Source organism: Bacteroides sp. UBA939, assembly GCF_002293435.1.
In the GTDB taxonomy this organism is placed as follows: Bacteria; Bacteroidota; Bacteroidia; order Bacteroidales; family Bacteroidaceae; genus Bacteroides.
In genome coordinates, this window is the sequence record NZ_DBDF01000182.1 from 621 (window position 1) to 24,929 (window position 24,309).

A 24,309-nucleotide genomic window follows, 5' to 3' on the forward strand; every position below is an offset into this window, starting at 1 on the left:
GAATAAAAAACTTTTTGAGGAAAATTTAAACAGGCTCTTGTAATTATCGCCTTTTTCTTGCCAATTTGTGCGCACTGTTCGAAAATACGGCTGTCCATTGATATACTAAGCGTAATGGATAAGTGGCGGTTATTTCTTTGTTGTCAAAATGAATTCTGCAAGTAGGAGTACATGAAATACTACCTGTATCTAAAAACAAAAATTCCCGTGTCACCGGTAAAGGTGCACGGGAACTGATTATCACGGATATACGTCGAAAGACGTAGGCTTACCGAAGCGGGTAATATCAACCCAATGGATTGTCGTCCAGACCGCCGCCACCGGAACCGCCTTGGCTACCGGAATTACCTTGACTATCACCGTCAGAGAGCTTTTTGCCATACTCCTCCCAGAAGATGTTGGGGTTAACCATGGAACGGGTAGTCACCTGGCGACCACTATTGCGCCCCACTTCAGGAATGAATCGGACACGTACTCCGTTAATCTGCGAAGCGCTTACCTCTTCGGCTGTCTGTACACCTTGCTTGGTAGAAGAAGCTGTGTAATAGAACGTACCTACTCCGTCAATCTTCACTGTACGCCCGTTTCCCATATAGTTGCTCAGAACTATACCAAGATTCTGCATTACTGCATACGTATCACCCCGGGTTACCGTGGAGATAATGGACAACTGTTCGGCTACTTCGCGGGTAGTTACCGGCTTGCCTACTGTTACAGATTGAGGATACCACAAATTGTTTACTTTCTTTTGAATTCTTTTAAAAAATGCCATAATCGTAATGTTTTAAATGATTAATTTAATAATATAATATCTGATTTCTCTTATCTCATTCAAGAGGCGGGAGTTTTCATCGTGAGGCCTCAACGATTAAGCCTTTCGCTTTTCTCAAATTTGATGTTGCAAAGGTAGGGCGAAATGCAAGGCGAGGCAAGAAAACGGCATCTACAACCGGTTTCTGTAAATCACTAATAAACAGCTAATTAGTAAATGCCAATCTCTACAAGGAGGAAAGGGAAAAGAGGGTAAAAAGCCGGGAAATATGGTAGAGTCTCTACAGGTAGGGTATGTAAGTGGTTGATAATGAGAGATGATGTTTTTGCCGTCTCTACAATTAGAGTCATAAGGGGAATTTTCTGCTTATCCTCCAAAAAACATTGTTTTTGCAGGAAAAGACACTGTTATGATAACCAGGAATAGTTATAAAGAGAAAATTCAGTCAGCATTTAGAAAGGAACGCGCCTGAGATACCGGGAATATTGGCGGATAGATTCGGGAAATAAATCAGCACTTCCAAATAATCAGCACCCCCAGATAAATCCGTCCACCGTCTCCCCGTCCTTAAACAGCTGTTCATCCCACTGCATCAACCGCTTCTTCAACCGGAACTTCTGTTGCGAGACTGAAGCGGAAGACACCGCAATCAGCGTAGCCACCTGTGTATTCGTAAAGCGCAGACGCATCAGCAGGCAAAGTTGCAGGTCGGCAGGGGTGAGCGAGGGGAAACGTTCGTTGAGACGACGGGAGAAACCATCGTACATACGGTCGGCAAGTTGCCACAGGTAGTCCCAGTCGGCATCGGAAAGGAATTTGGGAGTGCGGCGCAGGCGTTCCACCACTTCGTCATGGTCTATCAGCACTGAGGCGAGCGCACGCACTTGGCCGTCCAGTTGGTTGACGCGTTCGTCTTGCGTTTTCAGTAGTTCCAGGTCTCGTGGTATGGGGCGTTTTTCATATCCCTTGAGTTGGGTGCGGAGGGAGTCTATTTCCTTGTGCAACAAGTCGTTGCTGTCCATGAGGGCTACCAGAGAGAGCTTTACTTCTTCCCGTATTTCGTCTTCCAGCGCCAGGTCTCTCAGACAGGCTTCAAGTTCGGCCATTTCCTGTTCGTTGTTGCGCAGGCGTTGTTCGTTTTCGCTCAAATCCACGATGTAGCGGCGAAGCCTCTTGTCTTTCACCACGTCTATCTTTAGAAATATCAACCAGATTGTAATGCCTGCCTGGGCAATCACTATCAGGGCGACGTAAATCCACCTCCATCCGGGCGACGGCATGAGGCGGACGCGCTTCCCATCGGTAAGTTCTTTGATGCGGGTATATTCATGGCGCACGTCCGACAGCAGGCGTCCGGCAAGGGCATTGTCCGTGGTATCGGTTTGTGCCAACGAGTCGGCACGGACGAGGAATTGTTCATAATCCAGCATGTTCTGGTCGGCGGGGGACGAGCAGGAGATTAGTCCCAATAGCAAGGTCAGGCAGAGGAGTATACGCATAGGTTTGATTATTGATAAATGTAATTGGTTTGTTATTATTGCCTTAAGAGCCTGTTTAATATCCGGTTGTAAGTCCGGGTATCGCTCGGAAGGGAACAAAAGTAGCAATAAAATCTGATAGTGCAAGCAGAAATAAAAGTTCGCAAATTTTGCGAACGCATAGAAATAGTACTATATTTGTGGCGAAAAGTAAACGATGGAAATAAAATTCGATAAGGAATACCTTTCTGAACTCTACTACAAAGGGAAATGTTCGGACAAGAAGCATCGCTATCAGCCTGACATCGCAAGGCGTTACCAGCGATGTATTGACTTGATGGAGAGCGTTCCAACCCTTGAGAGTCTGTATCAGTACAATTCACTCCGATACAAAGTGCTTGAAGGGGACAAAAAAGGTATTTCGTCGGTCAGAGTAAATGACCAGTATCGGATCGAGTTTACCGTTACAACAGTAGAGGCAGAAGCGATTGTAACCATCTGTAATATTTTAGAGTTGTCAAACCATTATAAATAAGCTCATTATGGGAAATCTGGGATATGGATTTTACCCCACGCATCCGGGCGAAATCCTGAAAGACGAGATCGAAGCGAGAGGAATTTCGCAACGACAGTTGGCCACCGAAATGGGGATTACATATTCGGTGCTGAACGAGATATTGAACGCTCACCGTCCATTGACGGAGAAGACTGCTCTGTTGTTTGAGGCGGCTCTGGGTATTGACGCCGATCCTCTGATGCGCCTTCAGGTGAAGTACAACATGCAGACTGCCAGAAAGGATGTTAGTTTTGCGGAGCGGTTGTCGCGAGTGCGCAAAATCGTTGCAGCTATGTGAGTAATACCGGCGACTAATAACCATCAATAGCGTTTTTAATAAATCATTGTAGCGTTTTTAAAGAATATGCCCAACGTTTTTAATAAACGTGGCCCACGTTTATTAACAGCGTAAAAAGAGGTTTTAAAACCTATCACTAATACATTCCAAAGTATAAGTGCCATAAAATACTTTTTGAAGAAGAGGTGGGAAACAAGGTAATAACGCTCTTGTCTTGAATTCTGCCGAAGTACAACAATATCTCTCACACATAGGATTTCCCGCCTTTCACCTGTCGAAAATGAAAAATACCCCTCTTAGAATACCTTCTGGGAGGGGGTGGAATCACTATACGACTGAATAGGGTTCACTATACGACTGAATGCCATTCATTATACGACTGAACCCTATTCATTATACGACTGAATTGCCACCCTCTTGAACCCCATCCCGGGAGACTGCAAAAAGAAGAGAATTTGTAAACTATTTATTGCTCTCCATTGCTTCGTTGTTTCATGCCCTGTAATCCGCATCGGCAAAGAATACGAGAGCGTTTTCCGCAGTCTTTATCCCATACACCTGACGGGCTATTTGCATGGTCACATGTTCGTTGGCCGGAATCTGATTCCTGAACCGCAGGTGTTTGTATGCCGGTGCCGGTTTTATGATATACCGCCCTTGTTCTTCTTGCGGTGTAATCCGGATTTTCCCGTCGGATACGATTGCCGATAGCTTCTCCTGCACTCCGGACACTGAAATCCGGTTGATAGAGGCAATAAGGTCGGATTGATTCATGTCGTAATCGAAATCCAATATATGATTGACTTTTTCACCGTCGAATACATGGCGGAGACAAGCCGGAGAGTATTTGTCATAGCCCGGAGCCAGCGTGCCGGGGCAAACGTTTATTTTCATCATAGTTTTTTCACTGTTACAGCTCCTATCGTATCGTTGCCGGCCGTTGCCAGCAACAGCCCGAATGCATCATCTTCATCAATCCTGAGCGTTTGACATTGTATCGCCTTGTTTGTTCCCTCAGAAAGCATGTTGTAGAAGAAGGGAAACAGTTCGTCGGACACGTACTCTTCCCGCCGTTTAGGCAGGGACAAGGATATGGCCTTTGAACTTTCGTTCATAAGATATGTGTCAGCATACCGGAAAACATATTTGCTGTTGTCCGTCTCCGCCAGCATACCGGCAAGCACACCATTCAGATATACCTCAGCCTGCCTCATACACTAACCTCCTTTACTTTCATAATTATCTCAAGCCCCAGTACGTCGGCTATTTTACCCAAAGTGGCAAGGGACGGATTGCCACATCCTGCCTCTACGCTTTTAATAAGTCGCAGGCTTAACCCCGCATAGTCAGCCAAATCCTGTTGGGTCAATCCAAGCAGCATCCTGCGTTCTTTTATGATTTTCTCGTATCCCATAGGCAATATATTGCACTTTCCGCACAAAGTTAATACAAAAACCAGAGAGAACCAAGTATATGTGCAATATATTGCACCTGATGTCCGGACAATCAACTGGTATTGAGGCAATACAGCAAAACTGTAGCGGGTAATTGATTGGCAAGAGAAGGAGTGCAGAGATTTAATAACCTGTTTTTAAAGAATATGCCCAACGTTTATTAACAGCGTAAAACCCTCGTCCCACACAATTTTTTCTAAGTTCATCAGTTCTTATATTACTGAAACAGCCATAAAATCCCAATGAAACATCGCCCTATCCTGAAATACACCCTTCTACTCTCCCTTTTCTTTTGCCTCACCGAAGGAAAAGCACAGTTCGACGCACGCCTTAGCCAATACTGGGCGGTGCCGGGCTATTACCATCCCGCCTCGGCAGGACAAACCGACAATAAGCTGAACGCCTACGCCGCCTACGGAATGCAGTTGATGGGCTTCACTCGTGCCCCCCGCGTAATGTACTTTGGCGCCGACATGCCTTTCACCTTATTTAATAAGCAACATGGCGCAGGCGTGGGACTTTTCAACGAAGGCATCGGCCTCTTCCGCAACCAGCGCTACTGGGCACAGTATGCCTGGCAGACGAAAATACGGAAAAGCAAACTAAGCATCGGCCTGCAAGTAGGCATGTTGAACATCGCGTTCGACCCTACCGACATTGACCTGGGCGATGAAACCGACGACGAAGCCTTCCCCACTACAGCCGAGAGCGGTACATCCCTCGATGTCGGACTCAGTGCATACTACTCACACCCCAAGTTCTATGCCGCCTTTTCGGCACACCACCTCACCGCCCCCCGCATCTCTCTGGGAGAAAAAAGCCATATCAAAGTACATCCTATCCTTTATTTATCAGGCGGATACAATATTCAGACACGTAACCCGTTAATCTCCATACAACCCTCCATGCAGTTGCAAAGTGATTTTATCTCCACACGACTGGATGTAACGGGGCAGTTGCTTTACACCTATCGTTCCAGAGTATTCAGGGGCGGATTGACGTATTCGCCGAACACGTCGCTGACCATTAACCTGGGACTCACGATACAAGGCATAACCTTAGGATATGCCTACGAGTACTTTACCTCCAAGATAGGCATTGCAAGCGGCAGCCACGACCTGGTATTGAGGTATGCGTTGGACTTGAATCTGTTTAAGAGAAGCCGCAACCTGCACAAGAGCGTACGGATTTTGTAAGCAATATGCAAAGAACGATGAATAAGAGATATGCGAACGATGAAAAAGAATAAAGGAATGAAAACGATTCATGCGTGGTATGGGGCAGCCCTGTTGCTGTTCGGTTCGTTGGTTTCGTGTATGGGGACGGTGGGCAGCAGTTCCATGCAGGGCGGCGAATTGGTAGGCGCCGGCGCCGTGGCGTGGAATGAACCTGCTCCTTATGGTATGGTGCTGGTGAAACGCGGTTCGGTAAAGATGGGACCCGACGAACAGGACAGCTTGTGGGGAACAATCGTTCCTTCGCGCGAGATTTCAGTAGAGTCTTTCTGGATGGACGACACGGAGGTGACCGTTGCCGAATATAAACAGTTCGTCAACTGGGTGCGCGATTCCATCATCCGCGAACGCCTGGCAGACCCTGCCTACGGCGGCAACGAACTGTATAAAATAGAAGAAGACCGCGAGGGAAATCCCATCAAGCCCTACCTTAACTGGACGAAGCCCATTCCCTGGAAGCGGGCAACGGAGGATGAACAGATGGCTATCGAAAGCCTGTATAAGCGTCATCCCGTGGACGGCACGTTGATGCTGGACGCCGGGCAACTGAATTACTATTATGAAATCTACGATTATACCGAAGCTGCCAAGCGTCGTAACCGCCTGAACCCTGCCCAGCGCACCAGGAACACGGACATCAAGGTGAATCCCGAAGAAGAAATAATGATAACCAAAGATACTGCCTACATTGACGATGAAGGGCGGATTGTGAACCGCACCATTACCCGTGCGCTATCCGGCGAATGGGATTTCCTGAACAGTTATATCGTGAACATCTACCCCGACACGACTTGTTGGGTGAACGATTTCCCCAATGCGGATAATGAGCAGTACATGCGCCTGTATTTCAATCATCCCGGTTATAATGAGCATCCTGTGGTGGGTGTCAGTTGGGAGCAGGCGAATGCTTTTTGCGCCTGGCGCACCAATTACCTGCTTGCCGGCCTGCGCGGACAGGCACGGTACATCCAGCGTTACCGCCTGCCTACCGAGGCCGAATGGGAGTTTGCCGCCCGCGGGCGCGAGGATAACAAATATCCCTGGCGCGACAGTGAAGAAACGAAGGACGAAGAGGGATGCTACAATGCAAACTATAAGCCCGGCAAGGGGAATTATACCAAAGACGGTAACTTGATTTCAACCCGTGTGTCGGCGTATCCTGCCAATTCCAACGGACTGTTTGACATGGCGGGCAATGTGGCGGAGTGGACTTCGACAGCATACACGGAGTCGGGCGTTCTTCAGGCAAGTGATATAAATCCGGATATCCGGTACAATGCTTCGCCGGAAGACCCTTATGCGATGAAGAAGAAGGTGGTGCGCGGCGGTTCGTGGAAGGATGTGAATGCGTTTATCCGTTCGGATGTCCGTACATCGGAGTATCAGAACGAACAGCGTTCTTATATCGGTTTCCGTTGTGTGCGTACGCAGGTGGGATATAATAAGAAAGGAAGATGAAAAATGCTAAAACGATAAGGTGATGGAAAGAGATACTGATAACGGAAAGAGGGGCTTAGGGCAGAAGTTGCAGGACTTTATGGCAAGCTATCGCGGCAAGGTGATTATGAATTACGCTTATAGCTGGGGTGCTGCTATTGTTATTGCGGGTACGCTGTGCAAGCTGACGCATTTGCCCGGCGCCAATCTGATGCTTTGGCTCGGTATGGGAACAGAGGTACTGGTGTTCTTTATCTCGGCTTTCGATTTGCCGGATAAGCAGGTGGGGGCTGCTGGTGTTGTTGGCGGCGTTGTTGGCGGCGGAACAGGTGCTGTTGGCGGAGCAAACGCTGTTGGCGGAGTCATCGTTGTAGGAAACGGAGTAATTGGCGCGACTACCGGCGGGTTGGAAAATAATAATCCTTCTTTGCAATCTCCGCAATCTGCACGGCCTTCGCAGTCTGCGCAACTGACACAACCTTTGCAACCGGCAGTTACCGGAGCCGGTAATTATCCTCCCGTACAACCTTCACCGTCCGCACAATCACCTGTTGCCGGAACCGGTAATTATCCTCCTGCAGGTATCATCACCACAGGCACAGTATTCCCCGGTACGCCATCTCCCGCCTTTACCCCTGAGATGGAAGAAACCACTCAAGCCTACATCACCCAACTGAAAGAAATGACGAAAATGCTTTCCGGCTTCACCGCCCAGGCAGAGTCCCTTTCGCACGATGCCGAGCAAATGAGTACACTGAATCGTAACCTTGCAGGTATCAATGCCATTTACGAAATGCAGCTTCGTAGCGCCAGTACCCAGATAGGTACCATAGACCAGGTGCACGAGCAAACCCGTAAGATGGTACGCCAGATAGAGGAACTGAACGCCGTCTATGCCCGCATGATACAAGCGATACAAGTAAAGTGATGAAGCCATAATTTAAAATTCAACTTTCGCATGTCCCTAAACACCAATCCGAACTCCCCCCGCCAAAAGATGATAAACCTCATGTATATCGTCCTGATGGCATTGCTGGCACTCAATGTCTCGTCGGACGTGCTGAACGGTTTCTCATTGGTAGACGAAAGCCTTTCGCGCACAACGGCAAACTCCACCGTGCAAAACCAGTCGTTGTACGAAGGATTGGCCGAGGCAAACACCCACAATCCGGAGAAAGTAGGGCCGTGGTTTGAGAAAGCGGTACATGTGAAGAACATCTCCGACTCCCTGTACGCCTACGTCAACCAACTGAAACAACGCATCGTGAAAGAAGCCGATGGAGAAGATGGCGACATTGCCGATATCTCCAACAGAGAAGACCTCGAAGCCGCCTCCTACGTGATGCTTGCCCCCGGAAGCGGACAAGGCAAGGAACTCTACAACCGCATCAACCGATACCGCGAAGAGATACTCGCCCTCGTCACCGACCCGGTGCAACAGCAAATCATCCGCGATAACCTCACCACCGAAGTGCCGCGCAAGATATTGACAACCGGCAAAAACTGGCAGGAATATATCTTCGAGAACACCCCGGTAGCCGCCGCAATCACCCTGCTGACTAAGCTGCAAAGCGACGTGCGCTATGCCGAAGGTGAAGTACTCCATCTGCTGACACAGAACACCGACGTGCAGGATGTACGCGTCAATCAGCTTCAGGCTTACGTAATTCCCACTGCGCAGAACGTAGTGCGTGGCGGTACTTACAGCGGGCGGGTTATTCTGGCAGCCGTAGATTCCACGCAACGCCCCTCCATCTACATAGCCGGCGAAAAGCAACCGGACAATGCAGAGGGCTGGTTCGAGACAGTCTGTAACCGCACGGGAGAGTTCTCTTTGGATGGTTACTTGGAGTTGACTCAGAAAGACGGTGAAGTCCTCCGCCGCGACTTCTCGCAGAAATACACGGTGGTAGAGCCTACGGCAACCGTCTCTGCCACGATGATGAACGTACTTTATGCCGGTTATGATAATCCGGTCAGTGTTTCCGTGCCGGGCGTTCCCGCCGGACAGGTACAGGCAAGCATTGTTAATGGCAACGGTACGCTGACCCGTTCAGGAAATGGCTATATAGCACATCCCACTACGATTGGAAAAGATGCGGTTATCCGCGTGACGGCATCCGTGGGAGGACGTACGCAATCCATGGGCGACTATACCTATCGAGTACGCCAGTTGCCCGACCCGTCACCGTTCATCGAATATACGGAGAATGGAACGCCGAAGCGTTATCGTGGCGGGCGCGGATTGCCCAAGGCCATCTTGATGAATGCTCCCGGCATTGTGGCTGCCATCGACGACGGTCTGCTGAATATCAACTTCCGGGTACTGGGCTTTGAAACCGTTTTCTTCGATAATATGGGGAATGCCGTGCCGGAAGTGTCCTCCGGAGCTTCTTTCTCTACCCGGCAGAAAGATATGTTCCGCCAATTGTCCCGTGGGAAGCGTTTTTATATATCCAGGGTGCGGGCTATTGGTCCGGATGGGGTGGAGCGCTTGTTGCCCACTACGCTGGAGGTGATTGTGAATTAGGAGTGATTATAATATATATAAGGTATAAATATAATAAGGTATATGCTTATGAAATGTTCCTTGAAACTTATAATAGTAGTGTTCCTGTCCGTCCTGAGCCTCTCTTCCGTGTGGGCGCAGAGACAATATCCGCGTTCGGGCGGATTGCCTGAGGACGTGGTATGGATGCGCGAGATTTACCGCACGCTGGATTTGACGAAGGATACCAACGGGGCGCTGTACTATCCGGTAGAGCCACAGGGAGATAAGATGAATCTTTTCACAACGATGTTCCGCCTGCTGGCACAGAAGAAGATACCGGCTTATGAGTACGGGCTGGACGGCACGGAACGTTTCCGGAAAGAGAGTGAAGTAACCTTCCGTGATGTGTTGGACCGCTTTCAGATTTACTATGAACTGAAGAAAGTAGCCAATCGCCGTGACAGTGTTTTGTCGCTGAACAACAGTGATATACCATCGGCTGATGTCCTGAGTTATTTTATTAAGGAAGTATGGTACTTCGACCAGCGCACGTCTGCTTACGGTTCGGTGGTGACGGCTATTTGTCCGGTGCTGCACCGCTCGGAGGAGTTCAGCTCGGAGAAGGTGAAGTTGCCCATGTTCTGGATTAACTATCAGGACTTGGCGCCTCATCTGATACAGTCTAAAGTATCAATCAGCAATTATAATAATGCTGCCAACAGTACGTGGGATGATTTCTTTGCAGCACGTTTGTATCAAGGGGATATCTATAAGGTTACCAACCTGCAAAACCTTGCGCTGGCTCAATACTGCCCCACGGATAGCGCTATGGTAAGAGAGCAAAGGCGGATAGAGAAAGAATTGGCGGACTTCGAGAAGACATTGTATGGCAGGGATATTATTGAAGAGACTGACTCGCTTTCTGCAACTTCCGGAGGGAAAGCTACAAGGACTAATTCCAAGAAGCGGGGGCGTGACAATGCTGTTACGGCGAAAAGCAGGTCTTCATCTTCTTCCTCTGCGCGGGCAAAGTCTTCTTCGGGCAGCTCGCAAACGGTGTCTAAACGGGAGGCTGCCGCTCCTAAAGCGTCGGTGCGCCGGCAACGCCGCTGACGTTAAGTGGCTCGACATAGATAGTTAGTGGCTCGTCATAGATAGTTTTTATATCTGATAATACATCTCATCATAGAACACTCCTATAGTGAGTGAGGAATCAGTGGGTATGATTGGTACAATCAGTGTGTATGATTCCTACAATCATTGGGTATGATTGTATCTTAAGGTTTATACTCATCCATGTTCTGTCCGTACAAGAGGCAGGATGAAGTGCTTCAAGAACCGGGAATTGAGAATTTTTGTTTGAACACAGAGCCACAGAGTCACAGAGTTCTATTTTTCTTATAAGAAAAGAACCTGAATAAGAGNNGAGAGGGCGACTACGTCGCAGAGAGAAAGAACTCTGTATCTCTGTACCCCTGTGTTTAAAAACTGTATGCACCGCGCAGCCCACTATTCATAATTCAAAATTGCGCAGTTTCTCTTCTTAAAAGAAAAACTCTGTATCTCTGTGTCTCTGTGTTCAAATCACCGCTAAATCTCCGCTTTCTATCATAAAATAATCGCCCCTAAGTACTTAATATTGAAACTTTTTTGTTCTTTTTAAGAATAAATTTATATATTTGTCCCTGTAATTTAAACAGAAAAGAAATATGAAAAAGATTTTAGGTGTTTTCATTATAGCTATATGCTGTATGTTTATGGCTATGCCTGTACAGGCGCAGCTCATTAAGTGGGGTGTAAAAGGTGGTGTGAACTTGTCAAAGATCAGCCTCTCAGGTGAGGCGATAGATAATTTGAAGAGTGACAATACTACCGGTTTCTTCATCGGCCCGATGGCTGAAATTACCATTCCGATTGTAGGTTTGGGAGTAGATGGCGCTTTGCTTTATTCTCAGAGAGGCAAGGATGCTTTTAAGCAGCAAGGTATCGAAGTGCCTGTAAATCTGAAATATACGATAGGCTTGGGTAGTGTGTTGGGTATTTATTTTGCAGCCGGCCCTGATTTCTTCTTTGACTTTAAAGACAATAAGGAAACATTAGGTGACTGGAGCAAGAAAAAGACACAGGTCGCTTTGAACCTGGGAGCCGGTGTAAAACTGTTGAAACATCTGCAGGTCGGCATCAATTATCAGATTCCGATGGGAGATAGCTTCACTTTTGACGATGCGTTAGAAACTGCCGGCAACGAAATCATAGGTAAAGGCAAAACCAAGACCTGGCAAGTTTCCGCCGCTTATATCTTCTAAGAATATACAATATAGACTTCTCGTAAGTTCTGATATTTGCATATAGCGCTGCCGATTTTAATTGGCAGCGCTAATCATAAGTACCCCCTGCATTGGTGTTCACGTAGAGTAGACAGGTATTTGCTGAACCCTTTCTCCTTAATGTATTATACCGGGGGACAGGATTCATGAATTTCTATTCCCACTCCTTATTCTTCATTAATATTTCATATCTTTGTCCCTGTACTTAATTATAAATGCCGCAATCATGAGTAAAATTTATCCCATCGGTATCCAAAGTTTTGAGAAACTCCGCAGAGAGGGCTATTTTTATATTGATAAAACCGCCTTGGTTCATAAATTAGTGAAGACTGGCAATTATTACTTCCTCAGCCGTCCCCGCCGCTTTGGCAAGAGCTTGTTACTCTCTACAATCGAGGCTTACTTTCAGGGAAAGAAAGAACTCTTCGAGGGACTGGCAATGGAGCAACTGGAGAAGGATTGGACGAAATATCCGATTCTGCACCTGGACCTCAACGCCCGTAAGTATGACAGCGAAGAGGCGTTGTTGCAGGAACTGAATAAACATTTGGAAAAGTGGGAACGGGAATACAATTCTCCCTATTCAGACCGTGCGCCGGAAGAACGCTTTTACTGGGTGATTCTAAAAGCGTTTGAGCAAACAGGGCAACGGGTAGTAATCCTGGTGGATGAATATGACAAACCCATGTTGCAGGCTATCGGCAACAAAGCCTTGCAAGATGCATACCGCAATACGTTGAAAGCATTTTATGGCGTAATGAAGTCAATGGACGGATACATCAGATTCGCCATGCTGACAGGAGTTACGAAGTTCGGTAAGGTAAGCGTGTTCAGCGACCTGAACAACCTGAAGGATATTTCAATGAACAGACACTATGTCGAAATCTGCGGCATCACGGAGCAGGAGATTCATGATAACCTGGAAGAAGAGCTGCATACGCTGGCAGACAGTCAGGATATGACCTACGAGCAAGTCTGCTCCGAGCTGAAAGCATGTTACGACGGCTACCATTTCGTAAACAATTCCATCGGGATGTATAATCCGTTCAGCCTGCTTAATACATTTGATAACAATGAATTCGGCAGTTACTGGTTTGCCACAGGCACACCCACTTATCTGGTGGAATTGCTGAAAAGGCATAACTACAACCTGTCGGATATCACTCTCGACGACACGCCCACCACTGTACTGGAAGGAGTGGACACTGCGGACACCGACCCCATCCCTGTGATTTATCAGAGCGGTTATCTCACCATTAAGAAATATGACAAAGAGTTTGATTCCTACCGTCTGGGCTTCCCCAACCGTGAAGTGGAAGAAGGGTTCACCAAATTCTTGCTTCCTTTCTATGCCAATACCAATGCGGGGGATTCTTCTTTCGGAATCAAGAAGTTTGTCCAGGAGGTACGTGCCGGCGACTGTGACGCCTTCTTCCACCGCCTGCAAGGTTTCTTCTCTGACACCCCTTACGAACTGGTTCGTGACCTGGAGTTGCACTATCAGAACGTCCTGTTCATTGTCTTCAAGCTGGTAGGTTTCTATGTGAAAGCCGAATACCACACAAGTGCCGGACGTATTGATTTGGTTCTCCAAACAGACAAGTTCATCTATGTCATGGAGTTCAAACTGAACGGCACAGCCGAAGAAGCCCTGCAACAAATCAATGAAAAGCAGTACGCCCGGCTGTTTGAACACGACTCCCGGCAACTGTTCAAGATTGGTGTGAACTTCTCCGCCAAAACCCGTAATATTGAAAAGTGGGTGATAGAATAAGGTAAATCATAATCTGATTTTACCACTGCTATGCAGAAATTCGCAGACGTCATATTGCCATTGCCACTGCCCCGTTGTTTCACCTACTCCTTGCCGGAAGAATGGGCGGACGAGGTTCAAACAGGATGCCGGGTGGTAGTCCCGTTCGGGCGTAAGAAATACTATACGGCAATAGTGCGCGACGTGCACCGCCACGCACCGACGGACTATGAAGTGAAAGAAGTATCGGCACTGCTGGATGCCCGCCCCATATTACTTGCCGAACAGTTCCGGTTCTGGGAATGGTTGGCGGACTATTACCTCTGTACACCGGGCGATGTCTACAAAGCCGCCCTGCCCTCAGGGCTGAAACTGGAGAGTGAGACAATGGTGGAATACAATCCGGACTTTGAATCGGACGTCCGCCTGCCTGAACGCGAACAACGAATCCTCGACTTGCTTTCGGCAGAGCCTGAGCAAAGCGTGACAAAGCTGGAGAAGGACAGCGGCATCAGGAATATACTCCCCGTCATCAAGTCGTTGCTGGACAAAGAAGCCATCTTTGTGAAAGAAGAACTCCGCCGGACGTATAAACCCAAAACAGAGACGCGCGTAAGGCTGGCGGACGAAGCGAAGAATGAAAAACGTCTGCAGGAACTTTTCGATGAACTGGCGCGCGCGCCCAAGCAACTGGACTTGCTGATGAAGTATATCGAACTATCCGGAATATTGTCCGGCAACGGATTGAAAAGCTTCCCCGCAGAGGTCACTAAGAAAGAACTCCTGCAACGGACATCCGCCTCACCGGCAGCATTCAACAGTCTGACGGACAAGCATGTCTTCGAAGTCTACCAACAGGAAGTGGGACGGCTGCACGCGGTAGTTCGCGACGTTCTTCCCGTCAACCCGCTGAACGAGCATCAGCAGCGTGCGCACAACGAAATACAACAGTGCTTCCAGTCTAAAAACGTCTGCCTGCTGCATGGAGTCACCGCCAGCGGAAAGACGGAAGTCTATATCCACTTGATAGAAGAAACCATCCGGCAGGGAAAGCAGGTGCTCTACCTTTTGCCCGAAATAGCCCTGACCACCCAGATAACGGAACGCCTGCAACGCGTGTTCGGCGACCGTCTGGGCATTTACCATTCTAAATTCCCGGATGCCGAACGGGTGGAGATATGGCAGAAGCAACTGACGGAAAAAGGATACGACATCATCCTGGGCGTCCGTTCATCGGTGTTCCTGCCTTTCCGCGACCTCGGTTTGGTGATTGTGGACGAGGAGCACGAGAATACGTACAAGCAGCAAGACCCGGCGCCCCGTTACCATGCCCGCAATGCGGCAATCGTGCTGGCTACGATGTACGGTGCCAAAACCTTGCTGGGTACAGCCACTCCTTCCATCGAAACGTGGAACAATGCCTCTTCCGGGAAATACGGGCTGGTGGAACTGAGGGAACGCTACAAGGAGATTCAGTTGCCGGAAATCATTGCGGTGGATATCAAGGAGTTGCAGCGCAAGAAACGCATGAACGGGCCATTCTCTCCGTTGTTGCTGCAATACATTCATGAGGCGTTGGACAGGAAAGAACAGGTTATTCTGTTTCAGAACCGGCGTGGGTTTGCCCCGATGATTGAGTGCCATACGTGCGGCTGGGTGCCGAAGTGTAAGAACTGCGATGTGAGTCTGACGTATCATAAAGGGTTGAATCAGTTGACTTGCCACTATTGCGGTTATACCTATCAGTTGCCCCGTACGTGTCCCGCATGCGAAGGTGCGGACTTGCGCAACCGTGGATTTGGTACGGAGAAGATAGAAGATGACATCAAAGCTCTGTTCCCCGAAGCCTCCGTTGCGCGTATGGATTTGGATACTACCCGCACCCGTGCCGCCTACGAACGTATTATTGCGGACTTTGAACAGGGAAAAACGGATATACTGATAGGTACTCAGATGGTTTCCAAAGGGTTGGATTTTGACCATGTCAGTGTAGTTGGTATTCTGAATGCGGATACGATGCTGAATTATCCGGACTTCCGTTCTTACGAACGTGCTTTCCAGTTGATGGCTCAGGTGGCGGGACGTGCAGGCAGGAAAAACAAACGCGGGCGGGTTATCTTGCAGACGAAAAGCATTGACCATCCTATTATTTCCCAAGTCATCCACAATGATTTCGAGCAGATGGTGGACGTGCAGCTTGCCGAACGGCAGATGTTCCGCTATCCTCCCTACTACCGTCTGGTGTACGTCTACCTGAAAAACCGCAACGAGCAACTGCTCGACCTGATGGCGCAGACTATGGCCGGTAAGTTGCGCTCTGTTTTCGGTAACCGTGTGTTGGGGCCGGATAAACCGCCCGTTGCCCGTGTGCAGACACTGTTCATACGGAAAATCATAGTGAAGATAGAAGGTAATGCTCCCATGGCGCGGGCACGTGAATTGCTGGTGCAGGTGCAGAAGGAGATGTTAGCGGAAGATCATTTCAAATCGCTGATGGTTTATTATGATGTGGATCCGATGTAGGGGCGGTTTAAACACAGAGGCACATGATTTGAACACAGAGGTACGGAGACACAGAGTTCTTTCTTTCTGCGACGTAGTCGCTATCTCTGTGTTCTCTTCTTAAAAGAAAAATAAAGAACAAAACTTGCCTATGCGGTGAAAAAGTGCTATTTTCACCGCAAAATCTGCGGTGCATTATGTATATACATGAAAGAAATTATATGAGAAAAGTCTTATTTATATTTCTGATACTCTTACCCTTTGGGATTACACTTGCTCAAGAAAACCAGGAGCAGAATCATCATTCATTCTTTCACTTCAATATATTCGACTATAAATATTACTTCGGCGATGATTCCTATATCCCAAATACTACTCATAACTTAACTCTCAATCTATCAATTGATGTCACCAAGAACCAATATGGACTGATTGTAGGCACATTATGGAATATGGCTGAAAATAATGCATACGGTGTGCAAATCTCAATATTGGGGAACTATGTCAGGAATCAAGGAAAGGGATTGGCTATTGCCGGACTTATGAATATCTATGAGTCTCATACAGGTGTTCAAATCGGAGGGTATAGCTATGCAGAAAAGATGAAAGGATTGCAATTAGGATTAGCGAATAATTCCGTTGATATGCAAGGAGCACAAATAGGATTTGTGAATGGGGTGGATACTGCGCATACAGTTAGAGGAGTTCAGATTGGACTTGTAAATATGTCCAAAAGCGGATTCCAAATAGGACTGTGTAATGTATCCGAGAAGAATCAGTACCCGTTGGGACTGATAAATATTATTAAGAATGGGGAAATGAACGTTGGATTGGCCTATGATGAAATTGGAAATGTTACTGCGCAATTTCGTTCCGGCAGTCAATACTTATATGGAATAATAGGGTTTGGTTATAATGTCAAATCGCCATCCGGCCATATCTTGTTGCAAGGTGGAATAGGAGCGCATCTGAATCTCTCTTCCAGATTGAGAATTGACACTGAATTATCTGCCAAGCACATAACAAGAACCTTTCTTTATTCCGGTGATAAGGATGATGAAGAATATAAGAGAAAGGTGAAAGAGTTTGAATTTAAGGCGCTTACAAAATATTCCCTGGGGATTCTTCCTTCTTACAGGCTATCTGAAAAGATTGAATTGTTTGGTGGACCAACATTGAGCTATTTGCAAACAAAGACATTGGAAAATGAGCGTCTGTTTCCTTCAAGGTTTATTTGGAGAAGTTTCACTTCTACGTCATTAAAACAGCTTTATATCGGTTATTCCGTAGGGCTAAAATATATTCTGAAATGAAACACCCCTTCTCCCGGAAGGAGGAAAATGGAGATACTAATAACAGATAAACTTGCGAAACTTTAGTACTTAATTATAAACGACATGAAGAAAATACTATTTGTATGCCTGGGCAACATTTGCCGTTCCCCGTCGGCGGAGGGCATTATGAAACACCTGGTAAAGGAAGCCGGGCGGGAGCATGAATTTGTGATAGACTCCGCCGGTATCCTGTCTTACCACCAGGGCGAACTGCCCGACAGTCGGATGCGTGCACACGCCATTCGCCGCGGATATAACCTGACCCATCGTTCGCGCCCTGTGCGGATAGCGGATTTCTACGACTTCGACTTAATCATCGGCATGGACGACCGGAATATGGCAGACCTGAAAGAACGCGCCCCTTCGCCCGAAGCATTGAAGAAGATACACCGCATGACGGAATATTGCACCCGCTTCACGCACGCCGACCATGTACCCGACCCATATTACACCGGCGCAGAAGGCTTTGAGTATGTGCTCGATTTGCTGGAAGATGCCTGTGCGGGATTGTTGAAATTGTAGAAAACCCTCATTTTCTCCTGTTTTCCCCCAAAAGCCCTGCTGGAATGTGCTCTGAGAGGGGGGTAATTCAGTATACGACTGAACCTATTTCAGTATACGACTGAATGCCATTCACTCGTATACTGAAATAGGTTCAGTCGTATACTGATTATACAAGAGGTCGTTCACTTGTGATTTTGTATTTCTTTTTCATGTTTACCTACCGCATACCGCTTGCTTACATCCCCAGTTCAAACGAAGCCAGCAGCTTATCTCCCGGGTTTATCATCACCGTGTTATGATAGGTCTTTGACCCTCTTTTTTCGCTGTTAATAAACGTCGGCCACGTTTTTTAAAAACATTGGCCATATTCTTTAAAAACGCTGCTTATGTTTATTAGCATAGAGTTTTAAATCATTGTTCGTTCTTTAACGTATATCCATAAATAGTCAGTTCCCGTGTCACCGGTAAAGGTGCACGGGAACTTGCATATCCTAAAAACTGATATCGAATTCAGGTTGTCTTGCTGTGTGCTTTTCCTGATATTTCTCTCGCTTATGCGTAGTTAGTGATTCGGAATCTGTCTTTCTCAGAGCTGCCTTATCGCAATCTCAATTGTTTCATTCTTGCTCAAGTCCACCTCCACTGTTTGCGACTGATAGGAGATGAAGTTCACCGACACAGTGTACTTGCCTTTGCGCAGACTGGGGATGTTGAAGTTGCCCGACAGGTCAGAGTAGTACTTCTTGCCGTCTATCTCGATACATGCACCGGAGAGCGCTTCGTTCTCGTTAGGGTCGTACACCGTTCCGTTGAGTGTGAATACAGCTTCGGCGTTTTCTACGCTTTCTATCGCTGCTGTTTCTTTCATTGCACTTTTTTTCTCGTTCGAAGTCTTGTTCGAAGCATTCAGACTGAAAGACATGGATAAGGCTAATGTCAATGATAAAATAATCGTTTTCATAATCGTTTTTTATTGTTTTAATTATATTTTCTTTGTTGCAAAGTTAGACATCCGATGCTACAATAATATGTCAATCGTTTTACATTAATACTTCTTTTCCGAAATCAGGTGTCCGTCTTCGTCCCACATCTTCCAGATGCCTACGCGCTTGCCTTGCTGATAGTGCATTTCGTATAGCTTCACGCCTTTCCCGTTGCGGATAATCCATTCGCCGTGCTTCTTATCGTTCGCATATTCGGCTTGCGAGAGTATGACGCCGTTTTCGGAATACGTGCGCCAGGTACCGTGGAAAGCTCCGTCCTTATAAGAACGTATCTCGTGAATGTTGCCCGACGGGAAATAAACCACGTACGAACCTTCGGGCTTGCCTCGGCTGATGAATATCTCCATCCTCAGCGTCCCGTCGGCGTAGTACTCCTTGTAATCGCCCGTGTAGAGGGAGGTTTGAGACTTGTCGGCGTAGTACAGGCCGTCGATGTAATAGACTTTGGTATTCTCCTGTGCAAAGACAAGGAAGAATGCAAGTGCAAACAGGGTGAGAAGTGTATATCTTTTCATTATTGATGTATTGTTGTTGATTGTTAGAATTTAGAAGATGTCCCAGCGAATGCCTATCTGGCCGCGGATGCCGTACCACTCGGAATTTACCAACCGGCGCTTGTCGCCCATGTATTGGCGCAGCGGTTCGTCGGTCAGGTTGTTGGCTTCTACGAAGGCTTTCACTCCTTTGGTGATGTTGTACGTAGCCGATGCGTCGAGCGTGAAGTTCTTGTCTACCCAGGTGTAGAAGTTGGGGCCGAGGTCTTGGTTGATGGTCATCACCGACTCGCCGCGGTAGTTGCCGGCAAGGCGTACCATGACGGGGCCTTTTTCGTAGAAGAGGATGATGTTGGCCATGTGTTTCGACTGGTCGGGCAGACTGGTCTTGTCGTACACCGTCTTGGCTTCAGCCCTCGAACCCGTCTGGCGTGGCACTTTCACTTCGCTGTCGATGAACGTGTAGTTCACCTCCATGCCAAAGCCGCTCCAGAATCCGGGCAAGAAGTCGAAACGTTTGTTGATACCCGCCTCGAAGCCAAACAAACGGGCATTCTCAAGGTTCTTCGACTGAAGAGCCACGTAGTTGTTGCCCCCTTCGGAGTAGTACGACCTGTCTTTGAATATCATATCCTGGATGGCTTTGTAGAAGAATCCTCCGGAGATGAGGCCGATGTTCTCGAAGTAGTATTCGCCCATGAGGTCGAAGTTGTCGGCAAACGTAGGTCGCAGGTCTTGGTTGCCTTTGGTGATGGAGATGGTGCTCTGCGTCTGGTCGATAGACTCGCCGGGAGTCATGTCGCCAAAGCCCGGGCGGACAAATGTACGGGTGTAGGCGGCTCTCAGGTTGGTCTGCTCGTTGAGGCTGTACTTGAGGTGGAACATGGGCAAGAAGGCGTTATAGTTGTTCTTCCGCTCCACCGGACTGATGGTAGGAGAGGAGGCACCTGCTTCGGTAACTGCCTGCGAACCCCGCAGAGTGGTCTGTGTGTATTCGTTCCTGAATCCTCCCACTAACCAGAGATTCTTAGCCAGTTCCACCTCTGCCATGACGTAGGCGGCATACACATTCTCCGTAGCATCGTATATATTGGTAGCGTTGGAGGCGGATGTGTAATCCACGAATCCGTTCTGTTCCAGTGCCTGTGGCTTGTAGAGGTCGAAGAGTTGTTGCTTGGTGAGCGGGTCCATGATGTACTGGCTGTAGTTTCCCTTCATTCCGGTGAAGTAGCCGTGCCCTATGGGGAAGTCTTCGCGTTGCATACTGCTCAACTGTAACGGGGTGCGCGAGGTGCTTATGTACACAAAGTTGGAACCCATCATGCTGTTACGGTCTTTGGTACGGAACTTTCCTCCTGCCTTGAATTTAAGTCCGGCATTTGGTTCTATCTTCAGGTTCATCTGGAACGTGCGGTCGTGCTCTTTGGTATCCAACTGCGAGATAACCAACTGGCTCAACAACAGCTTTTCGGGATTCATCACCTCGGCGGCGTCATTGACTCCGGCTTCAAAGTCCAGCGGGTTGCCTCCTACGCCGTTGGGTGAGTCGAATCCCCAGTAACGCAGTCCGTCGTTCGACAGGTTGCCGAATCCGCTGGTTATCTTCTGGTTGAAGGTAGCAATGGGTAGTCCTTTGCGGTCTGACCCGGCAGGTGTGTCGAGCGTGTAGCTGGCGGAATAATCGCTCGCCGACCAGTCCAGGCTGGTGATAGAGGTTAGCTGATGCTCACCTCCGAGTTCTCCGCCTTTCAATCCGGTTTCGTAGAAAGAGTAGCGGTAGTTGTACTGATACTGCGATTTGCTGTAGTCCACGTACGATTCGTATACGGGGCGGATGTCGTTGAACATGTCGTACAGTCCGCGGAAGGTAATCTTATGGTTGTTGTTGAACTTGTATTCCAGTCCGGCGTTGATGCCATACGTTTGGCGCTTACCCATGTAGCGTTTCAGCATGACGGTGTTGATGGCATTCTTCTGTACAGGGTCTGCGGCGCCGGTGTTGTACTTCACGTCGAAACTGTCCGAACCCCACTGTCTGTCCCAGATGGCGGCCACGAGAATCACGCCCAGTTTGTCGTTGAAGAAACGGTCGCCGTACACAATGGAGCCGTTGTACGTTCCATTCTCCGAGAAGTCGTTGTATCCGCCGGCGAGGCTGACTCCCAGCTTACGCCCCAGGGGTGCGGTGCGTGTGATGAAGTTGACCGAGCCGCCTATGGCATCTCCTTCCCAGTCGGGTGTCAATGCTTTGGCTACCTGTACGTATTGTATCAGTTCCGAAGGCACGGCATCCAGTACTGAGGAGCGGTTACCCATCACGTTAGAACTTGGCAGGCGAGTACCGTTGAACAGTGTCGATGTCCACGCAAAGGGCGTACCCCTGACGGTAGCCTGGTCGGCTTCACCGTGGTAGCGGGCTACGGCTACTCCTTGGATACGTTGTACGGCTTCGGCAGCATTCCGGTCGGGCAGCTTGCCTACGGCGTCGGAAGCTACCATATCTACCAGCGCTATGGAACTCTTCTTAATGTTGTAGGCCTTTGCCTGCGATGGCGCCATGGTGCCGCTCACGATTACTTCGCCCAGCATCAGGTCGTCCGTTTCGAGGGAAACCGTTCCCAGGTCGTTGATACCTTTCTTTACGTCGACTGTGATTAGCTTGTCCTTGTATCCGATATAAGAGACTTTCACCGTCTGGCTTCCTTCTTGCGACACCTGAATGGAGAATTCGCCGTCCAGATTGGTGGCTGCTCCCAGGTTCAGGGTTGCTATATATACCGTTACTCCGGGCAACGGGCCGTCTTCGCAAGTTACCGTTCCTTTAATCATTTGTGCATTGGCCACACTTGCGAAAAGGCACAAGAGTAGCGTCAGAAGCCTCCAGGACTTCTGCATTTTAAATTGTAGTTTCATTTTTCTGTGGGTTTATGTGAATCTAACTCCTGATTCACCTGATTGGTTTATTTCGTAAATTTCCGTATAAGGAGAGCCTGTTGCTCTGCACCTACACCGAGTTCTTTTTCGAGGAAGTTCTCAACGCTGCCATAGCTCTCCTTGATAGCGCCGAAGAAGCTGCGGAGTAATTCGGGACGTAGTTTCATGATTTCCACGATTTCGCTTTCGGTCATGCCCGTGGCGTCCGTCATAGCCTTATACATGGTTTTATTCTGCGAGGCGAGGTAGATGTTGGAGGCAACGAAATCAGCTTCGATAGTCTCCATGGGCACCTTCAGGGTGTAGAGCACTAATGCTGTAGCCATTCCTGTGCGGTCTCTTCCGCCTGTGCAGTGGTAAAGCAAGCCGGCTTCCGTTTCGGGAAGTTCGAGCAGTTCCCTGAACAGAGGTCTGTAGCGTTCGCCGTAGTACTGCATACTGGGAGCGCCATACATGGACAACAGGAAGTTCTTATCTTTCAGCATCCCCGCCATATCTTTGGAAGTAGGCAGATTGTCGCTTCCGGCGGGACAAAGTATGTATTCCGTACCCGGCAACAAGCGGTCGGGTGCAGCTGCCGATTCTTTGGTTCCCCTGAAATCAATCACGGTGTAGAGGTGTCTTTCCTCCATCTTCTTCATATCGTTGTCCGTCAGCCGGCTGATGTCTGCTGCACGGAATATCCGGTTCTTTATTACTTCTCTTCCGTCGCCGGTCTTGTATCCGCCGATATCTCTGAAGTTGACGGCTCCTTCCATTTTTACTACACGCGACAGGCTATCTGCTACCTGGGCATTTACCGCCAGGGGCGATAGCAACGAACAAAGAATAAACGTTCTTATTACCTTTTGCATTCTCCTTTTTTATTAATTAATTCATGATTATGTTTTCGAATGCAAAATAACGGCTTGCCTGTTACAAACGGATTTCAAAGAAGTGATGATTCGGTGACAGGGGGAATACGATGGTGTGACAAAGAGGGGTGTAGATTCCTTCTCCTGTCGTAGCTATCATAATGTCACTTTGTATATTTAGTCGCCTGAGAATGCGATATTTCTGTCCGAAGACTGGAACGGGCGGAAATATCGAAGTAAAAATCTGTATCTGGTTGATTTATAGTGGGATATCGAAATATGTACATCTCTAAAAAATACGGAAGTCCTCTTTGGTGGGATTTTAATAATTTTCGGGGGATTCTTTAAAAACGTTCATAGAGTTTTTTAAAAACGCTCGCAAGGTTTTTTAAAACTACCGCAAGAATTATTGAAGGCTATTCTTACCGGATAGCGTAGTTTTTATACGGGATATATGCGGTTCGCGCACGGGATATATGCGGTTTGCGCACGGGATATATATGGTTTCCGCACGGCATATATGTGGTCCGTGCACGGGATATAGCCCGTCCCCGCACGGGATATAGCCCGTCCCCGCACGTATTTAGCTCGTACAAAAACAAGCACTTATTGCATAAATCCCGTATATTAGTCGCGATTTATAAGGAATATTCGTATAAATATTCAAAACCTTGTACCTGTATCCTCTATTTCTTCCTCTATCGGCAGAAGTGTTGGTTGTTACAATGGCATTTATGCTATCTTTTTGCAAAGATACATTGTGTGTAGCTTACACATTGATAATTTGATAATTGGGCATTGCATTATAATTAAATGATAATTTAGCGGTGAGAATGGGTACGCGGATTAAGCGGATGAACGCGGACGAGCGCGGATTCTTCT

The 24,309-nt window shown here is 47.9% G+C and carries 21 protein-coding genes; 12 read left to right on the forward strand and 9 right to left on the reverse strand.

Annotation, left to right across the window (positions count from 1 at the left end; genetic code table 11):
• Nucleotides 1-286 precede the first annotated feature (286 nt).
• Nucleotides 287-772, reverse strand: a complete 486-nt coding sequence (locus tag B2Z67_RS11660) for an HU family DNA-binding protein (protein ID WP_291530004.1) — start codon at nucleotides 770-772, stop codon at nucleotides 287-289.
• 527 nt (nucleotides 773-1,299) lie between these two features.
• Entirely contained in the window at nucleotides 1,300-2,271 is a 972-nt protein-coding gene (locus tag B2Z67_RS11665) for a hypothetical protein (RefSeq protein WP_349677275.1), read from the reverse strand.
• A 196-nt stretch (nucleotides 2,272-2,467) separates the two neighbouring features.
• On the opposite strand from B2Z67_RS11665, the gene B2Z67_RS11670 reads away from it, so the two are divergent.
• Nucleotides 2,468-2,785: a type II toxin-antitoxin system RelE/ParE family toxin gene (locus B2Z67_RS11670; RefSeq protein ID WP_291530005.1), complete on the forward strand. Its 318-nt coding sequence runs from the start codon at nucleotides 2,468-2,470 to the stop codon at nucleotides 2,783-2,785.
• A 7-nt stretch (nucleotides 2,786-2,792) separates the two neighbouring features.
• Nucleotides 2,793-3,104 (forward strand): HigA family addiction module antitoxin, encoded by a 312-nt coding sequence (locus B2Z67_RS11675; protein WP_291530006.1) that lies wholly within the window; start codon nucleotides 2,793-2,795, stop codon nucleotides 3,102-3,104.
• Nucleotides 3,105-3,596: 492 nt separating this feature from the next.
• Here B2Z67_RS11675 and B2Z67_RS11680 read toward each other — a convergent pair whose 3' ends face one another.
• Genes B2Z67_RS11680 through B2Z67_RS11690 form a run of 3 tightly spaced genes read right to left on the reverse strand, consistent with a single transcriptional unit; the run spans nucleotide 3,597 to nucleotide 4,518 of the window.
• Nucleotides 3,597-4,001 (reverse strand): HipA domain-containing protein, encoded by a 405-nt coding sequence (locus tag B2Z67_RS11680; RefSeq protein WP_291530007.1) that lies wholly within the window; start codon nucleotides 3,999-4,001, stop codon nucleotides 3,597-3,599.
• Nucleotides 3,998-4,318, reverse strand: a complete 321-nt coding sequence (locus tag B2Z67_RS11685) for a HipA N-terminal domain-containing protein (protein ID WP_291530008.1) — start codon at nucleotides 4,316-4,318, stop codon at nucleotides 3,998-4,000. The genes B2Z67_RS11680 and B2Z67_RS11685 overlap by 4 nt, the downstream gene beginning before the upstream one ends.
• The gene (locus B2Z67_RS11690; RefSeq protein WP_291530009.1) at nucleotides 4,315-4,518 is read right to left on the reverse strand and encodes a helix-turn-helix domain-containing protein; all 204 of its coding nucleotides are present in this window, start codon (nucleotides 4,516-4,518) and stop codon (nucleotides 4,315-4,317) included. The genes B2Z67_RS11685 and B2Z67_RS11690 overlap by 4 nt, the downstream gene beginning before the upstream one ends.
• Before the next feature lie 282 nt (nucleotides 4,519-4,800).
• On the opposite strand from B2Z67_RS11690, the gene B2Z67_RS11695 reads away from it, so the two are divergent.
• From B2Z67_RS11695 to B2Z67_RS11740, 10 genes are all read left to right on the forward strand, one after another.
• On the forward strand, nucleotides 4,801-5,754 hold the full coding sequence (locus B2Z67_RS11695) for a PorP/SprF family type IX secretion system membrane protein (protein ID WP_291530010.1): 954 nt from the start codon (nucleotides 4,801-4,803) through the stop codon (nucleotides 5,752-5,754).
• A gap of 39 nt (nucleotides 5,755-5,793) precedes the next feature.
• Nucleotides 5,794-7,251, forward strand: coding sequence for a formylglycine-generating enzyme family protein (locus B2Z67_RS11700; protein ID WP_291530011.1), 1,458 nt, complete (start codon nucleotides 5,794-5,796; stop codon nucleotides 7,249-7,251).
• A gap of 22 nt (nucleotides 7,252-7,273) precedes the next feature.
• Nucleotides 7,274-8,158: a gliding motility protein GldL gene (gldL, locus tag B2Z67_RS11705; RefSeq protein ID WP_291530012.1), complete on the forward strand. Its 885-nt coding sequence runs from the start codon at nucleotides 7,274-7,276 to the stop codon at nucleotides 8,156-8,158.
• 30 nt (nucleotides 8,159-8,188) lie between these two features.
• Nucleotides 8,189-9,760 carry a gliding motility protein GldM gene (gene gldM, locus B2Z67_RS11710; protein WP_291530013.1) on the forward strand — a complete coding sequence of 524 codons (1,572 nt, stop codon included), beginning with the start codon at nucleotides 8,189-8,191 and terminating at the stop codon, nucleotides 9,758-9,760.
• 60 nt (nucleotides 9,761-9,820) lie between these two features.
• Nucleotides 9,821-10,834 (forward strand): gliding motility protein GldN, encoded by a 1,014-nt coding sequence (gene gldN / locus B2Z67_RS11715; RefSeq protein WP_291530014.1) that lies wholly within the window; start codon nucleotides 9,821-9,823, stop codon nucleotides 10,832-10,834.
• A gap of 596 nt (nucleotides 10,835-11,430) precedes the next feature.
• The gene (locus B2Z67_RS11720; protein WP_291530015.1) at nucleotides 11,431-12,027 is read left to right on the forward strand and encodes a porin family protein; all 597 of its coding nucleotides are present in this window, start codon (nucleotides 11,431-11,433) and stop codon (nucleotides 12,025-12,027) included.
• 247 nt (nucleotides 12,028-12,274) lie between these two features.
• Nucleotides 12,275-13,822, forward strand: a complete 1,548-nt coding sequence (locus B2Z67_RS11725) for an ATP-binding protein (protein ID WP_291530016.1) — start codon at nucleotides 12,275-12,277, stop codon at nucleotides 13,820-13,822.
• Between the two features lie 30 nt (nucleotides 13,823-13,852).
• Nucleotides 13,853-16,324 carry a replication restart helicase PriA gene (gene priA / locus B2Z67_RS11730; RefSeq protein WP_291530017.1) on the forward strand — a complete coding sequence of 824 codons (2,472 nt, stop codon included), beginning with the start codon at nucleotides 13,853-13,855 and terminating at the stop codon, nucleotides 16,322-16,324.
• A 200-nt stretch (nucleotides 16,325-16,524) separates the two neighbouring features.
• Entirely contained in the window at nucleotides 16,525-17,616 is a 1,092-nt protein-coding gene (locus B2Z67_RS11735; protein ID WP_291530018.1) for an LA_2272 family surface repeat-containing protein, read from the forward strand.
• A gap of 84 nt (nucleotides 17,617-17,700) precedes the next feature.
• Nucleotides 17,701-18,159, forward strand: a complete 459-nt coding sequence (locus B2Z67_RS11740; RefSeq protein WP_291530019.1) for a low molecular weight protein-tyrosine-phosphatase — start codon at nucleotides 17,701-17,703, stop codon at nucleotides 18,157-18,159.
• A 568-nt stretch (nucleotides 18,160-18,727) separates the two neighbouring features.
• On the opposite strand, the gene B2Z67_RS11745 is transcribed toward B2Z67_RS11740, so the two are convergent.
• The 4 genes from B2Z67_RS11745 to B2Z67_RS11760 all read right to left on the reverse strand — a co-directional run bounded on the left by B2Z67_RS11745 (nucleotide 18,728) and on the right by B2Z67_RS11760 (nucleotide 23,427).
• Nucleotides 18,728-19,102, reverse strand: a complete 375-nt coding sequence (locus B2Z67_RS11745) for a carboxypeptidase-like regulatory domain-containing protein (RefSeq protein WP_291530020.1) — start codon at nucleotides 19,100-19,102, stop codon at nucleotides 18,728-18,730.
• Between the two features lie 84 nt (nucleotides 19,103-19,186).
• The gene (locus tag B2Z67_RS11750) at nucleotides 19,187-19,660 is read right to left on the reverse strand and encodes a toxin-antitoxin system YwqK family antitoxin (RefSeq protein ID WP_291530021.1); all 474 of its coding nucleotides are present in this window, start codon (nucleotides 19,658-19,660) and stop codon (nucleotides 19,187-19,189) included.
• Between the two features lie 30 nt (nucleotides 19,661-19,690).
• On the reverse strand, nucleotides 19,691-22,552 hold the full coding sequence (locus B2Z67_RS11755) for a TonB-dependent receptor (RefSeq protein WP_291530022.1): 2,862 nt from the start codon (nucleotides 22,550-22,552) through the stop codon (nucleotides 19,691-19,693).
• Between the two features lie 47 nt (nucleotides 22,553-22,599).
• The gene (locus B2Z67_RS11760; protein ID WP_291530023.1) at nucleotides 22,600-23,427 is read right to left on the reverse strand and encodes a tyrosine-protein phosphatase; all 828 of its coding nucleotides are present in this window, start codon (nucleotides 23,425-23,427) and stop codon (nucleotides 22,600-22,602) included.
• Nucleotides 23,428-24,309 lie beyond the last annotated feature (882 nt).

Bases quoted from the DNA above. Each gene is read 5' to 3' on its own strand.
- B2Z67_RS11725 (WP_291530016.1), top strand. From the start codon at position 12,275: ATGAGTAAAATTTATCCCATCGGTATCCAAAGTTTTGAGAAACTCCGC.
- B2Z67_RS11700 (WP_291530011.1), top strand. From the start codon at position 5,794: ATGAAAAAGAATAAAGGAATGAAAACGATTCATGCGTGGTATGGGGCA.
- B2Z67_RS11690 (WP_291530009.1), bottom strand. From the start codon at position 4,518: ATGGGATACGAGAAAATCATAAAAGAACGCAGGATGCTGCTTGGATTG.
- B2Z67_RS11745 (WP_291530020.1), bottom strand. From the start codon at position 19,102: ATGAAAACGATTATTTTATCATTGACATTAGCCTTATCCATGTCTTTC.
- priA (WP_291530017.1), top strand. From the start codon at position 13,853: ATGCAGAAATTCGCAGACGTCATATTGCCATTGCCACTGCCCCGTTGT.
- B2Z67_RS11750 (WP_291530021.1), bottom strand. From the start codon at position 19,660: ATGAAAAGATATACACTTCTCACCCTGTTTGCACTTGCATTCTTCCTT.
- B2Z67_RS11695 (WP_291530010.1), top strand. From the start codon at position 4,801: ATGAAACATCGCCCTATCCTGAAATACACCCTTCTACTCTCCCTTTTC.
- B2Z67_RS11720 (WP_291530015.1), top strand. From the start codon at position 11,431: ATGAAAAAGATTTTAGGTGTTTTCATTATAGCTATATGCTGTATGTTT.
- B2Z67_RS11680 (WP_291530007.1), bottom strand. From the start codon at position 4,001: ATGATGAAAATAAACGTTTGCCCCGGCACGCTGGCTCCGGGCTATGAC.
- B2Z67_RS11685 (WP_291530008.1), bottom strand. From the start codon at position 4,318: ATGAGGCAGGCTGAGGTATATCTGAATGGTGTGCTTGCCGGTATGCTG.
- B2Z67_RS11670 (WP_291530005.1), top strand. From the start codon at position 2,468: ATGGAAATAAAATTCGATAAGGAATACCTTTCTGAACTCTACTACAAA.
- gldL (WP_291530012.1), top strand. From the start codon at position 7,274: ATGGAAAGAGATACTGATAACGGAAAGAGGGGCTTAGGGCAGAAGTTG.
- B2Z67_RS11760 (WP_291530023.1), bottom strand. From the start codon at position 23,427: ATGCAAAAGGTAATAAGAACGTTTATTCTTTGTTCGTTGCTATCGCCC.
- B2Z67_RS11660 (WP_291530004.1), bottom strand. From the start codon at position 772: ATGGCATTTTTTAAAAGAATTCAAAAGAAAGTAAACAATTTGTGGTAT.
- B2Z67_RS11675 (WP_291530006.1), top strand. From the start codon at position 2,793: ATGGGAAATCTGGGATATGGATTTTACCCCACGCATCCGGGCGAAATC.
- B2Z67_RS11665 (WP_349677275.1), bottom strand. From the start codon at position 2,271: ATGCGTATACTCCTCTGCCTGACCTTGCTATTGGGACTAATCTCCTGC.
- B2Z67_RS11735 (WP_291530018.1), top strand. From the start codon at position 16,525: ATGAGAAAAGTCTTATTTATATTTCTGATACTCTTACCCTTTGGGATT.
- B2Z67_RS11740 (WP_291530019.1), top strand. From the start codon at position 17,701: ATGAAGAAAATACTATTTGTATGCCTGGGCAACATTTGCCGTTCCCCG.
- gldM (WP_291530013.1), top strand. From the start codon at position 8,189: ATGTCCCTAAACACCAATCCGAACTCCCCCCGCCAAAAGATGATAAAC.
- B2Z67_RS11755 (WP_291530022.1), bottom strand. From the start codon at position 22,552: ATGAAACTACAATTTAAAATGCAGAAGTCCTGGAGGCTTCTGACGCTA.